13 protein-coding genes are annotated in these 12,983 nt (G+C 63.8%); 3 read left to right on the top strand and 10 right to left on the bottom strand.

Annotated features, from left to right (window positions below):
• Positions 1–72: 72 nt before the first annotated feature.
• The 7 genes from leuC to rplS all read right to left on the bottom strand — a co-directional run bounded on the left by leuC (position 73) and on the right by rplS (position 6,179).
• Entirely contained in the window at positions 73–1,482 is a 1,410-nt protein-coding gene (gene leuC, locus NKH22_RS25910) for a 3-isopropylmalate dehydratase large subunit (RefSeq protein WP_023694499.1), read from the bottom strand.
• A gap of 279 nt (positions 1,483–1,761) precedes the next feature.
• The gene (locus NKH22_RS25915) at positions 1,762–2,397 is read right to left on the bottom strand and encodes a class I SAM-dependent DNA methyltransferase (protein WP_023807688.1); all 636 of its coding nucleotides are present in this window, start codon (positions 2,395–2,397) and stop codon (positions 1,762–1,764) included.
• Between the two features lie 58 nt (positions 2,398–2,455).
• Positions 2,456–3,262: an amino acid ABC transporter permease gene (locus NKH22_RS25920; RefSeq protein WP_023694501.1), complete on the bottom strand. Its 807-nt coding sequence runs from the start codon at positions 3,260–3,262 to the stop codon at positions 2,456–2,458.
• Between the two features lie 242 nt (positions 3,263–3,504).
• Entirely contained in the window at positions 3,505–4,305 is an 801-nt protein-coding gene (locus tag NKH22_RS25925) for a transporter substrate-binding domain-containing protein (RefSeq protein ID WP_023694502.1), read from the bottom strand.
• A gap of 237 nt (positions 4,306–4,542) precedes the next feature.
• A complete protein-coding gene (locus NKH22_RS25930) occupies positions 4,543–5,040 on the bottom strand; it encodes a MarR family winged helix-turn-helix transcriptional regulator (protein WP_023683877.1) in 498 nt (165 codons plus the stop codon).
• On the bottom strand, positions 5,037–5,465 hold the full coding sequence (locus NKH22_RS25935) for an organic hydroperoxide resistance protein (RefSeq protein ID WP_023694503.1): 429 nt from the start codon (positions 5,463–5,465) through the stop codon (positions 5,037–5,039). The genes NKH22_RS25930 and NKH22_RS25935 overlap by 4 nt, the downstream gene beginning before the upstream one ends.
• Positions 5,466–5,618: 153 nt before the next feature.
• Positions 5,619–6,179, bottom strand: a complete 561-nt coding sequence (rplS, locus tag NKH22_RS25940) for a 50S ribosomal protein L19 (protein ID WP_023670525.1) — start codon at positions 6,177–6,179, stop codon at positions 5,619–5,621.
• Between the two features lie 326 nt (positions 6,180–6,505).
• Here rplS and NKH22_RS25945 point away from each other — a divergent pair, with 326 nt between their 5' ends.
• Positions 6,506–7,258: a sulfite exporter TauE/SafE family protein gene (locus tag NKH22_RS25945; RefSeq protein ID WP_023683874.1), complete on the top strand. Its 753-nt coding sequence runs from the start codon at positions 6,506–6,508 to the stop codon at positions 7,256–7,258.
• Here the strand turns inward: NKH22_RS25945 and trmD are convergent.
• Positions 7,240–7,938: a tRNA (guanosine(37)-N1)-methyltransferase TrmD gene (gene trmD, locus NKH22_RS25950; RefSeq protein ID WP_023670527.1), complete on the bottom strand. Its 699-nt coding sequence runs from the start codon at positions 7,936–7,938 to the stop codon at positions 7,240–7,242. The genes NKH22_RS25945 and trmD overlap by 19 nt on opposite strands.
• Positions 7,935–8,534, bottom strand: coding sequence for a ribosome maturation factor RimM (rimM, locus tag NKH22_RS25955; RefSeq protein ID WP_023814767.1), 600 nt, complete (start codon positions 8,532–8,534; stop codon positions 7,935–7,937). Before rimM ends, trmD begins: the two co-directional genes overlap by 4 nt.
• Before the next feature lie 118 nt (positions 8,535–8,652).
• Between rimM and NKH22_RS25960 the strand changes: the two genes are divergently transcribed.
• Together NKH22_RS25960 and NKH22_RS25965 are read left to right on the top strand one after the other, a co-directional pair.
• Positions 8,653–9,591 carry a tyrosine recombinase XerC gene (locus NKH22_RS25960; protein ID WP_023670529.1) on the top strand — a complete coding sequence of 313 codons (939 nt, stop codon included), beginning with the start codon at positions 8,653–8,655 and terminating at the stop codon, positions 9,589–9,591.
• Between the two features lie 73 nt (positions 9,592–9,664).
• On the top strand, positions 9,665–10,729 hold the full coding sequence (locus NKH22_RS25965; RefSeq protein WP_352911593.1) for a TraB/GumN family protein: 1,065 nt from the start codon (positions 9,665–9,667) through the stop codon (positions 10,727–10,729).
• Between the two features lie 825 nt (positions 10,730–11,554).
• Here NKH22_RS25965 and lpdA read toward each other — a convergent pair.
• Entirely contained in the window at positions 11,555–12,961 is a 1,407-nt protein-coding gene (lpdA, locus tag NKH22_RS25970) for a dihydrolipoyl dehydrogenase (protein WP_352911595.1), read from the bottom strand.
• Positions 12,962–12,983: the final 22 nt, after the last annotated feature.

The following is a 12,983-nucleotide window of genomic DNA, read 5'->3' on the forward strand; positions in this document are numbered from 1 at the left end:
TAAACAAAACCCCGAACGGTTTTGCCGTTCGGGGTTTTGCATACGCTCAGATCAGGCTTGAACCAGTCTGCGCTATTTCCAGTCGCGGATGTCGACGAAATGGCCGGCGATCGCCGCCGCCGCCGCCATGGCCGGCGATACCAGATGGGTGCGGCCCTTGAAGCCCTGCCGGCCTTCGAAATTGCGGTTCGAGGTCGAGGCGCAGCGCTCATGCGGCTTCAGCCGGTCGTCGTTCATGGCCAGGCACATCGAGCAGCCCGGCTCGCGCCAGTCGAAACCGGCGGCAATGAAGATCTTGTCGAGACCCTCGGCCTCCGCCTGTTCCTTGACCAGACCGGAGCCCGGCACGATCATCGCATCGACATGCGCACTCACCGTCTTGCCTTCGACCACCTTGGCCACCGCACGCAGATCCTCGATGCGGCCATTGGTGCAGGAGCCGATGAAGACGCGGTCGAGCGTGATGTCGGTGATCTTCGTGCCCGGCGTCAGCCCCATATAGTCGAGCGCGCGGATCTTTGACGTCCGCTTGTTCTCGTCCGTGATCTCTTCCGGATTGGGAACGACGCCCTGCACCGAAACGACGTCCTCGGGCGAGGAACCCCAGGAGACGATCGGCGGCAGCTTGGCCGCGTCGAGCACGATCACCTTGTCGAAATGCGCGCCCTCGTCGGACTGCAGCGTCTTCCAGTATTCGAGCGCGGCGTCCCACGACGCGCCCTTCGGCGCGCGCGGCTTGCCCTTGACATAGGCGAAGGTGATTTCGTCGGCCGCGATCAGGCCGGCGCGCGCGCCGCCCTCGATCGACATGTTGCAGATCGTCATGCGGCCTTCCATCGACAGCGCGCGGATCGCCTCACCGGCATATTCGATGACATAGCCGGTGCCGCCGGCGGTGCCGATCTCGCCGATGATGGCGAGGATAATGTCCTTGGCGGTGACGCCTTCCGGCAACTGGCCATCGACACGCACCAGCATGTTCTTGGCCTTCCGCTGGATCAGCGTCTGCGTCGCCAGCACATGCTCGACCTCGGAGGTGCCGATGCCATGCGCCAGTGCGCCGAAGGCGCCATGCGTCGAGGTGTGGCTGTCGCCGCAGACGATCGTCATGCCAGGCAGCGTGAAGCCCTGCTCCGGCCCGATGATGTGGACGATGCCTTGGCGGATATCGTTCTCGGAGTAATATTCGACACCGAAATCCCTAGCGTTCTTGGCCAAGGCCTCGACCTGGATGCGGCTTTCCTCGTTCTTGATGCCGAATTTGCGCTCCGGCGAGGTCGAGACATTATGATCGACCACGGCCAGCGTCTTTTCCGGATGCCGGACTTTTCTGCCGGTCATGCGCAGACCTTCGAAGGCCTGCGGGCTGGTCACTTCATGGACGAGATGGCGGTCGATGTAGAGCAGACAGGTGCCATCATCCTGGCGGTCGACGACGTGGTCGTCGAATATCTTGTCGTAGAGGGTGCGCGGTGCGCTCATGTGCGTAAATCCGTCGATTTGCAAAAAAGGGGAGGGGCAGACGCGCCTAAGCCTTCGGCCCGGCGAAAGCGGCTTAGCTAAGTCGGCTGGTGAGCGCGCCGGAAATGCGCGAAGAGAAACGCGACGGCAGGCGTTTTCTGTCCTGCAGCACGAAACCCTTATAGGCCGGATCGCCAAAAAGCTCTTCCATGGCGTGGCTCATACCAATGTTTTGGCTTTTCGGCAATTGCGGCGTGTTTTCGCTTCTCCCCTTGTGAGAGAAGGCGAAGAGGGCGGCGCTCAAAGCACCTCGAACACAAAAGTCTTCACCAGCGCGTCCGGCTCGGCGATCGCATAGCAGCGGAACCATGGGCTTTGCTCGGCCGGCCGCCATTTCCCGGCCCGCTCCAGCCCGTCGAACACGGCCTGGAAGCCGCCGCTGTCAAACACCTGGTCGCGCACGGTGAAGATGGCGTGGCCGCCTTTTCTGGTGATGCGGACAAGCTCGTGCAGGCCGGACGCCGGCGCATGGCTGATGGTGAACACGCCAGTCGAGAAGAAGGCGCGGAAATGCCCGTCTGGCCAGGGCAGCGGCCCGCCGAGCATTGCCTGCTTCAGATCGCCATAGGCATTGCGGCTGCCGGCGATCTTCAGCATGTCGTCGGAGAGGTCGAGCCCGGCAATGTCGTGATAACCCAGCGCCTTCAATGACGGGCCCGACAGGCCGGTGCCGCAGCCGGCGTCGAGCAGCGGTCCTTCGCCCACCTGCACATGGCGCGCCACCCAGGCGGTGATCAGGAACGGCAGCAGATAGCCTAGCGAAGCGGTTTCGCTGTCATAGGTCGCGGCCCAGTCCGCATAGGCCTTGGCCAGCCCTTCCGGCCTGTCGGCCGAATAGACGGTGCCCAGCGCCGCATTGGCCTTGTCGATCGTCATCGCCTGCATCCTCCGGAATCCTGTCCTCCGCGATCGTAGCCGTGCCCGCGTCGGACTTCTATTCCTGCTGCGCCCGCCGCAGTCGTTGCTCCAGCCCCCGCAGCGCCAGCGACAGGCTGACGGTGAGGATGAGATAGATATAGGCGACGATCGAATAGGTCTCGAAGAAGCGGAACGAGCCGGCGGCGTAGATCTTGCCCATCTGCGTGATGTCGGCGACGCCGAGCACCGAGACCAGCGAGGAATCCTTGACCATGGCGACGAAGTCATTGCCGAGCGGCGGCAGGATGGTGCGGATCGCCTGTGGGAAGACGATCAGCCGGAAGCGCTGCGTGCGCGTCAGCCCGAGCGCCTTGGCAGCCTCGATCTGGCCTTTCTCGACCGACTGGATGCCCGCGCGAAAAACCTCGGAGATGAAGGCGGAATAACCGATGGTCAGCGCCATGATTGCACGCCACAACAGCGACACGTCGCGCACCAAAAGCTCGCCGAGATAGCCGGCGTTTTGCAGCGGCGCGGTCAGCGCATTCCACGCAGCCACGAAGGCCGGCGCGCCGGCGAAGGCGATCCAGAACAACAGCACCAGGATCGGCACGCCGCGGATGATCTCGACATAGAAACGAGCGATCTGCTTGAGCCAACGCGACCCCGACAACCCCATCAGCGCAATGCCGAGCCCGACGGCGGAAGCCAGCGCGAAGGCGACCACGGTGACAAGAATGGTGATGCCGATGCCTTTGGCGACGGTGGCAAAAACCTGGGCGTAGAGATCGCTGGCGGCAATGGAGAGCGCAGCGACGACGGCGAGCGCGATCGCGGCGGCAAGCCACCAGGGGAAATCGGATTTTGGGGTTGAGGCGAGCATCAATGCCCAACGCTGGTGAACAGCTGCGCTCGCAAGATCTGCCGATCTCCCCCCTTGCGGGGGAGATGTCCGGCAGGACAGAGGGGGGTGCTGTCCCTCCAACCTGTCAAACGGTTACAGTCACAACCTTTGGCCTCTTTGGAAAAGCTCAAAACAAAAGGGAGGCGATCCTTCACACCCCCCTCTGCCCTGCCGGGCATCTCCCCCGCAAGGGGGGTCAGCGGCCGTCGCGCCAAGACGGCCTACTGCCCCATCTTGTAGTCGAGAAACCACTTCTTGTTCAGCGCCTCGATCGTGCCGTCGGCCTTCAGCGCCGCGATCGCCGCGTTGACCGGCTTCACCAGGTCCGAGCCCTTCGGGAAGATGAAGCCAAACTCCTCGGTGCCGAGCGGGCCGCCGATCAGCTTGAGCTTGCCGCCGGAGGCATCGACATAGCCTTTGCCGGCGGTGCCGTCGGTCAGGACGACATCGACGTCGCCGGATTTCAGTGCCTGCACCGAAGCGCCGAAGGTCTCGAACTGCTTGATGCGCGGGTTCTGCTCATTGCCGTCGAGCACGCTGTAGACGGCGGTGTAGAACGGCGTCGTTCCGGCCTGCGCGCCGATCAACCCGTCCTTGAAGGCGGCGAAGGTCTTGGCGTCGGTGAAGCGGCTTTCATCGGCGCGCACCAGCATGAACTGCTCCGAACGCATATAGGGGTCGGAGAAATCGACCTTCTCCTTTCGGTCGTCCTTGATGGTGATGCCGGTCATGCCAATGTTGTACTGGTTGTCGGAAACCGCCTGGATCATCGCGTCCCAGGAGGTGTTCTGGTACTCCACCTTGAAGTTCAGCCGCTTGGCGATTTCGTCCATCGCGTCATACTCCCAGCCGATCTGCTTGCCGGTCTTGGCGTCGATGAACTGCAGCGGCGGATAGGCGTTTTCCGTCACCACCACGACCTTCTTGCCGCCGAGATCGGGCAGCGCATCGGCCGCCCATGCAGCGACGGGCGCGAGGAAACAGGCCGCGAGGGCGGCCAGCAGCAGCTTCGATTTGGTCATGACACGCTCCAGGATGAGAAGCCCGCTTGCAGCCGGGCTCGCATGAAAATCCAGGCGCGACTTTAGCCGTCCGCAGACGGCTTGCAAGCCGGTCCGGTGCTCAGCGTCCGGTGAAAGCGGATTCCAATGCCTTCAACCAACGCGGTTTTAGAACGCCCCGTGGTCGGAATTTATTCCGTGATTGCGCCGCCGGCAAACCAGGCCCCTCCTGGACACGGGAACCCGTCAGATGACGGATCAGGATGGTGACGTAGCCTCACGCAGCTTGGCGACAAATCCGGTCAAGGTCCGGTGCAGCGACTTCAGCTCCTCGACTTCCAGCGGCATGGCGCAGGCAAGGCCTGCGGATACGTCCTTGATGCGGGCGCGCAGCGCCTGGCCCTTGGCAGTCGGTTCGACCAGCACGCGGCGCTCGTCGGCCGGATCGCGACGGCGGGTGACGAGACCAGCCGCTTCCATCCGCTTGAGCAGAGGCGTCAATGTCGCCGAATCCAGCCCCAGCGCCTCGCCGAGTTCGCCGACCGTGCTCGGCGCATGCTGCCACAGCGCCAGCATCGCCAAATATTGCGGATAGGTCAGGCCGAGCGGGTCAAGCAGCGGCCGATAGAGCTTGGTCATCAGCCCGCTCGCCGAATAGAGCGCGAAGCAGAGCTGCTGGTCGAGGCGCGGAACGGCGATCCTTCCGGCGGTGTCCGCCGGGACTTCGCTGGCCCTGGTTTCGGTCTTCGTCGTCATGCTGCCTTTGCCGGAAGCGCCACGGTCGAAAGCGCCACCTCGATATTGCCTTTGATCGCATTGGAATAGGGGCAAATCTGATGCGCTGCCGATACAAGCGCTTCCGCCGCCGCCTGATCAAGGCCTTTGGTCTCCGCGGCCAGTGCGACACCAAGTTTGAAGCCTTCACCATTGGGAAGCAGGCTGACGGTGGCGCTCACCGCCGCATCGTCCAGCGGCAGCTTCTGCTTGCGCGCGACGAAGCGGATGGCGCTTTCGAAGCAGGCGGCATAGCCGACCGCGAACAGCTGCTCGGGATTGGTGGCGCCACCCTGTCCGCCGAGCTCCTTCGGCAAAGCGAGGTCGACCTTCAGCAGGCCGTCGCTGGTCTCGCCGTGGCCGGCGCGGCCGCCGGTGACGCGAGCCTGTGTGGTGTAGAGTGCCATGTCAGTTCTCCATTTGCTTTGTATCCGATCATTTAGTGTACAAGATAATTCGAGTCAACAGCCGTGGCGCAACTCTCGGCCGGCAATCGTTCACAGTCTGGTGAAACGAAAAAAGGCGGCCGAAGCCGCCTTTTCAAAATCCTTGGTCGAGATCTATTCGGCCGGGGTCGCTTCCGCGGCCTTTGCAGCCTCGTCGGCGGCCTTGGCGGCTTCGTCGGCGGCCTTCTTCTCGGCGGCTTCCTGCGCGGCCTTCTCGGCTGCCAGCGCCTGCACGGCGGCGATCTTCTCGGCCTCGATGCGGGCCTTCTCAGCGTTCAGCGCGTCGCGCTCCTCATCGTTCAGCTTGCGGGCGCGCACGCCGGTGTTTTCCGAAATACGGGCCGACTTGCCGCGACGGTCGCGCAAATAATAGAGCTTGGCGCGGCGCACCTTGCCGCGGCGCACGATCTCGACGCCTTCGACCATCGGCGAGTAGACCGGGAAAACGCGCTCGACGCCTTCGCCGTAGGAGATCTTGCGGACGGTGAAATTTTCCTGGAAGCCGGCGCCGGCGCGGGCGATGACGACGCCCTCATAGGCCTGGACGCGGGTGCGGGTGCCTTCGGTCACGCGGACCTGGACGCGCACGGTGTCGCCGGGCTGAAACTCGGGAAGCTTGCGCTTGGCTTCGATCTTGGCGGCCTGTTCGGCCTCGAGCTGACGGATGATATCCATCTCAATAGTCCACTTCTTGTTCTTCCGACAGTCAGAGCGTCCGACACTCGCCTTGCAGTTCCATTGACCGCTCGGCTATGCCCTTTGTCCCCGAGACATCTTGTCTTCGAAACATTGGGCAGGGGCGACTACACCGTCATTGTTGACGGGTCCGGGAGATTTTTCTCGCCAGTACGGGCGGGCACATACAGCTATTTCACTGACTTGTCACGCCTTGGCCCTGTCTTTTTTGGTCGCATGCCACCACGCAATCGTCCAGTGCAGGGTTGCGCCGGCCCTTCAAGCTTCCTAATCCGGGAGCAGCACACTTGTCCGGCGGCCTCACAATGTCTGTTTTCGACGCAGTCCTGCTCTTCCTCGCGGGTTTTCTGTCAGGCGCCGTCAACGCCGTTGCCGGCGGCGGCACCTTCATAACCTTCGGCGCCATGACGCTGGCCGGCCTGCCGCCGATCGTCGCCAACGCCACGTCCTCGGTAACGCAGTTTCCCGGTTACATCACCTCGACGCTGGCTTACTGGACCGACATCAAGCATTTCTGGCGCGGCGCGCTGCTGCTTTGCCTGATCTCGGCTTTGGGCGCGCTGGCTGGTGCGCTCATCCTGCTGGCGCTCTCAAATCCGTCGTTCCGCGCCCTCGTGCCGTGGCTGCTGCTGGCCGCAACCGCCTTGTTCGCCGCCGGGCCGTGGCTGAAACCAACGCCGAAGCCTGGGCATGAAGCCACGGTCGGCTCTCTGGCCGGTTCGCTGGCGCAGTTCGCTACCGCCATCTATGGCGGCTTCTTCGGCGCCGGCATGGGCGTCATGATGCTGGCGACGCTCGGCCTGACGCAATCCGGCGACTATCACCGGCTGAACGCGCTGAAGAACATGCTGGCCGTGGTCATCGCCGCCGTTGCCATACTGGTCTTCGTTTCCGGCGGCGTTGTTGCCTGGCCTCAGGCAATCGTCATGATCCCCGGCGGCGCGCTCGGCGGCTATGCCGGCGTCTGGATCGCCAAGCGCGTGCCGCAAAACGCAGTACGCGGCTTCGTCATCGCCGTCGGCCTGTTTCTCGCCGTCTACTATTTTGCCAAGGGCTGAGCGGCGAGCAAATCCGGCCGCCGCTCCTTCGTCAGCCTCTCGGACTCTGCGCGGCGCCAGGCGGCGATCTTCTTGTGATTGCCGGAAACCAGCACGTCGGGGATTGGCCTGCCTTCGAACTCCTGCGGTCGCGTGTAATGCGGATGTTCGAGCAGACCGTTCTCAAAACTTTCTTCCTCGCCTGATACCGCATTGCCCATCACACCGGGCAACAGCCGGACCACGGCATCGAGCAGCACCAGGGCTGCCGGCTCGCCACCGGAGAGGATGAAATCGCCGATCGAGACTTCCTCCAGCCCACGCGCCTCGATCAATCGCTGGTCTACACCCTCGAAGCGGCCGCAGACGATGACGGCGCCCGGCCCGGCAGCCAGCTCGCGCACCCGCGCCTGCGTCAACGGCTTGCCGCGCGGGCTCATCAGCAATTTTGGCCGCGGATCGCCGGACGGCGAGGTGTGGTCGATCGCCTTGGCCAGCACATCGGCGCGCATCACCATGCCGGCGCCACCGCCGGCCGGCGTGTCGTCGACGGTGTGATGGCGATCGCTGGCGAAGTCGCGGATCTGGATAGCTTCCAGCGACCATGTCCCGACTTCGAGCGCCCGTCCGGCCAGCGACAGGCCTAGCCCGCCCGGAAACATCTCGGGATAGAGCGTCAGCACCGAAGCCTTGAACGTCACCGGTTGCCCCCGGCGTCGCGTGGCCCGCGCGGCCGGCCCTTCGCGTCGAAGTCTTCTTCGCGCGGCGCCTCGCCATCCTCGTCCTCGACCAGCCCGGCCGCCGCCGGATCGACACGGACAAAACCTTCGGCAACCACCACCTGCGGCACGGCGGCCTGCGTGAACGGGATCAGCACGCCTTTGCGCCCGCCAAGCGTGACATCGAGAATGTCGCCGCCGCCGAAATTGTGTACCGCGACCACCTTGCCGACAACCGCATCCGTGTCGTCGCGGACTTCCAGCCCGACGAGATCGGCGTGGTAGAACTCGTCCTCTTCGCCATCGTCCGGCAGCATCGAGCGGTCGACGAACAGCTCCGTGCCGGCCAGCGCCTCGGCGGCGTTGCGGTCGGCAATGCCCTTGAAACGCACCACGACGACAGTGTTTGCCGGCCTTATGTCGATGATCTGGAAGGCGCGGCCGTCCTTGGCATAGAGCGGGCCATAATCCGCCAGCGCCAGCGGCTCGCCGGTGAAGGTTTTCACCCGCAATTCGCCCTTGATGCCGTGGGCGGCGCCGATCACGGCCATTTGCACGGGGTTCTGGGGCTTCGACATGGCTGATATCCTTTGCCCTGCTCTAACGCCCTACCGGCGTCATTTCAATGATCGCCCGTGGCCATTTCAATGACAGGTTCTTCACCGCTTCCTAACCCGGCTGCCTGACAATGGCGGCATGCAGGAATTTCTCATCCCGGCAAAACCCGACCTCCAGGCAGCGCGCGAAAGCTGGCTGAAGATGCTGGCGCGCGAGCGTCGGCTGTCACCGGCGACTGTCGAGGCCTACGAGCGCGACACGCGCCAGTTCCTGCATTTCCTGACCGGACATTGCGGCGGCTCGCCCGGCATTTCCGACATCGCAACCTTACGCCCGGCCGATCTGCGCGGCTTTCTTGCCGCGCGGCGCAACGCTGGCGCCGGCGCCCGCACGCTCGGCCGGGGTCTTGCCGGCATCCGTTCGCTGCTGCGTTTCCTCGAACGGCGCGGCCTCGCCAACGCCGCGGGTGCAGCAGCTTTGCGCGCGCCGCGCCAGCCGAAATCGCTGCCCAAGCCGCTGACCGCCAGCGATGCCAAACATGTCGTGTCGGTGGAAGGCCAGCTGGCTGAAGAGCCCTGGATCGCCGCCCGCAACGCCGCCGTGCTGACGCTGCTTTATGGATCGGGCCTGCGCATTTCCGAAGCGCTGGGCCTCAGCGCCGCCGACCTGGCATCGGAAGCCGACACCGTGCTGCGCGTCACCGGCAAGGGTGGCAAGACACGGCTGGTGCCGGTGCTGCCGGTGGCGCTCAGGGCAATCGCCGAATACCGAAAACTGTGTCCCTACCATCTCGATCCCAAGGGCCTGCTATTTCGCGGCGCCCGCGGCGGGCCGCTCAACCCGGCCATCGTCCAGCGCGACATGGCCAGGCTGCGCTCGGCGTTGAACCTGCCCGACACCGCGACGCCGCACGCGTTGCGCCATTCCTTCGCCACCCATCTGCTCGGGCGCGGCGGCGACCTGCGCACCATCCAGGAACTGCTCGGCCACGCCAGCCTGTCGACGACGCAGGTCTATACCGGCGTCGACACGGCAAGGCTGCTCGAGATCTACGAATCTGCCCATCCCCGCGCGTGACACTGTATAAGTCCAGGACAATTTCCCCACGCCGGTTAACCGTTTCGCCGCTTTTCAGTCCTAGAACCGCACCATGAAACGCGCCCTTGCCATCGCCGACCGCGCCGCCCTTGTGTCGCTGAAGCTGCTCGTCGCGCTCAACGCCCTGTTTTTCCTGTCTTTCCTCATCGTGCTGCTGCTTGCCATGGGCAGGGCGCATGCCGAAGCCCCGGCCTGCGCCGGCGCCGATCTGCTGTCGGCCCTGCAGAAGGAAGACCCCGCCACCTATTCCAGGATCGAGACGGAAGCAGCAGCGACGCTGAACGGCAAGGGCCTGTTGTGGAAGCTGGAGAAATCAGGCGAAAAGCCATCCTTCCTGTTCGGCACCATGCACATGACCGACCCGCGCGTGACCACTCTGCCGCCGGCAGCCAGGAAAGCCTATGGCGCTGCCGGCACCATCATCATCGAGACCACCGACGTGCTCGACAAGCAGAAGATGATGGAGGCCATGCTCAAGGAACCCGAGCTGATGATGTTCACCGACAACACGACGTTGTCGTCGCTGTTGTCGCCGGAGGATGCGGCGGTGGTGAACAAAGGGCTCGATGCGCGCGGCATTCCGCCGGCGAGCGTCTCCAAGATGAAGCCGTGGCTGCTGTCGGCCATGGTCGCGCTGCCGGTCTGTGAGGTCGCCCGTCAGGCAGGCGGCGCACCGGTTCTCGACGTCAAGCTGGCGCAGGACGCCAAGGCTAATGGCAAGCCGGTGGAAGGGTTGGAGACCGCAGCCAGCCAGCTGCGCGCCATGGCCTCGCTGCCGATTGCGTTCCACATCAAGGGGCTGGTCGAGACCCTGAAGCTCGGCGACAAGATAAACGACATCAACGAAACCATGATCGTGCTTTACCAGCGCGGCGACACCGGCACCTTCTGGCCGCTGTTGCGTTCGATCTCGCCCGACGAAGACGACGACGCAGGTTACGCCGAATTCGACCGGACGATGATCACCGGCCGCAACAAGGTCATGGCCGACCATGCCGCACCGATCCTGGCCAAGGGCAATGCCTTCATGGCCGTCGGCGCCATGCATCTTCCCGGCCCCGAAGGCCTGGTCGAGGACTTTCGCAAGGCCGGCTATACCGTCACCGCCGCCGACTGAGCAGCGCCCGTCTTGAATACCGAATCACGTAAGCCCGGCTCTGTGCGGTGCGCAACTGATTCGCAAAGCGGAGGCGGTTGGCCCTATTTTTGGCGGAAAAGGCCAGCTAAGCTCGTTCTACCTCGTTCGTGATTGATTTTGCGGGGGAAATACAGGCCAACAAGCGGTTGCGAATCAGAATTTTCCTGCGTTCGTCAATTTGAAGGCCTAGTATGAACCCGTTCAACGGTTGCGCGTTGAGGGGTGTTGATTGATGCTTTTCATCCACGGAGGACACTTTTATGGCGAACCCTAACGATCCAGCGCCCAGGTCGGGTGGTGGCAGCGGCTGGCTGATTGCGCTGGTCGTCGTCATCCTTGCGATTGTCGCGTACTATGTTTTCGGCAGAAGCGGCGAACATCCTGCGCCCGCAGAGCCGCCGGCAGCCAGCACACCGGCGCCCGCACCTGCACCGGCTGAGCCGATGAAGCCCGCCGAACCGGCTCCCGCACCAGCCCCTGCGCCCGCACCGGCTCCTGCGCCAGCTCCGGCACCCGCGCCTGCTCCGGCGCCGAGCCCGTAATCTGGCCAACTGATCTGGCATCTTGTTCCAGCCAAGAACGGCCCGCTGAAAAGCGGGCCGTTTTGTTTGGGGCACCTATCGGCGAGCGTCGCGATTCTTCACCGCCCCCTCTGTCCTGCCGGACATCTCCCCCTCGAGAGGGGAGATCGGCAGTTCACGAACAGCGCCCAATGGGAACGCATAATCTCGAAGGTTGGCGGAGCGTGGGTGCCGGCCAGAGGGTGGTGCTGTCCAGTCGGCGTGTCGCAACTTCCTGCCGGAATCAAATATGGATCGGCTTGAAGAACGTCGCCAGCGCCGCTTCCTTGACCGCTTCCGACATCGTCGGATGCGCGTGGCAGGTGCGGGCGAGGTCTTCGGATGAGCCGCCGAATTCCATCAGCACCGCCGCCTCATGGATCATCTCGCCGGCGCCGAAGCCGACAATGTGGACGCCGAGCACGCGGTCGCTGGCTTTGTCGGCGAGGATTTTCACGAAGCCGTCCGTGTGCAGCATGGCGCGCGCGCGACCGTTGGCGGTGAACGGGAATTTGCCGGTTTTGTAGTCGATGCCGGCCTTCCTCAGCTCTTCCTCTGTCTTGCCGACCGAAGCGATTTCCGGGCTGGTGTAGACGACGCTCGGAATGACGTCGTAATTCACATGGCCGGCCTGGCCGGCAATGGTCTCGGCCACCGCCACGCCTTCATCCTCGGCCTTGTGCGCCAGCATCGGACCGGCGATGACGTCGCCAATGGCGTAGATGCCGGCCACGTTGGTCCTGAGATGCCCGTCGGTCTTGACCCGGCCGCGCTCGTCGACCTCGACGCCGGCTTCTTTCAACCCGAGGCTGTCGGAATAGGCCCGGCGTCCGGTCGAGATCAGCACCGCGTCGGCCTCGATGGTCTCGGCCGCACCACCCTTGACCGGTTCGAACGTAACGGCGGCGCCCTTTTTGGCCTTGGTCACCCCTGTCACCTTGGTGCCGAGCTTGAACTCGAAACCCTGCTTGGAAAGCAGGCGCTGGAACTGCTTGGAGACCTCGCCGTCCATGCCGCCCAGGATGGTGTCGAGGAATTCGACCACGGTGACCTTGGCGCCGAGCCGTGCCCAGACCGAGCCGAGCTCCAGACCGATGACCCCACCGCCGACCACCACCAGGTGTCCCGGCACTTTCTCCAGCGACAGCGCGCCGGTCGACGATACGATCACCTTCTCGTCGATGTCCACCTTGACGCCGGGAATGCCGGCGACATCGGAGCCCGTGGCGATAACGATGTTTTTCGTCTCGATCTCCTCGACCTTGCCGTCCTCAGCCGTCACCAACACCTTGCCGGCCGCAACCACCTTCCCGGTGCCACGGAAACTATCGATCTTGTTTTTCTTGAACAGGAAGGCGACGCCATTGACGTTGGCCGAAACGGTCGCGTCCTTGTGCGCCATCATCTTCTTCAGATTGAGTTTCGGCGCCGGTATCTCGACGCCCAGCGCATCGAAGGAATGGCCGGCCTCGGCGAACATCTCCGAGGCATAAAGCAGCGCCTTGGATGGGATGCAGCCGATGTTCAGGCAGGTGCCGCCGAAAGTGGCGTTCTTCTCGACCATCGCGACCTTGAGCCCGAGTTGTGCCGCCTTGATGGCACAGACATAGCCGCCCGGTCCCGACCCGATGATAACGACATCATAAGCCATGTTCGTTTCCCTTAGCTTGGGG

Source organism: Mesorhizobium sp. M1252 (assembly GCF_040318265.1).
Lineage (GTDB): Bacteria > Pseudomonadota > Alphaproteobacteria > Rhizobiales > Rhizobiaceae > Mesorhizobium.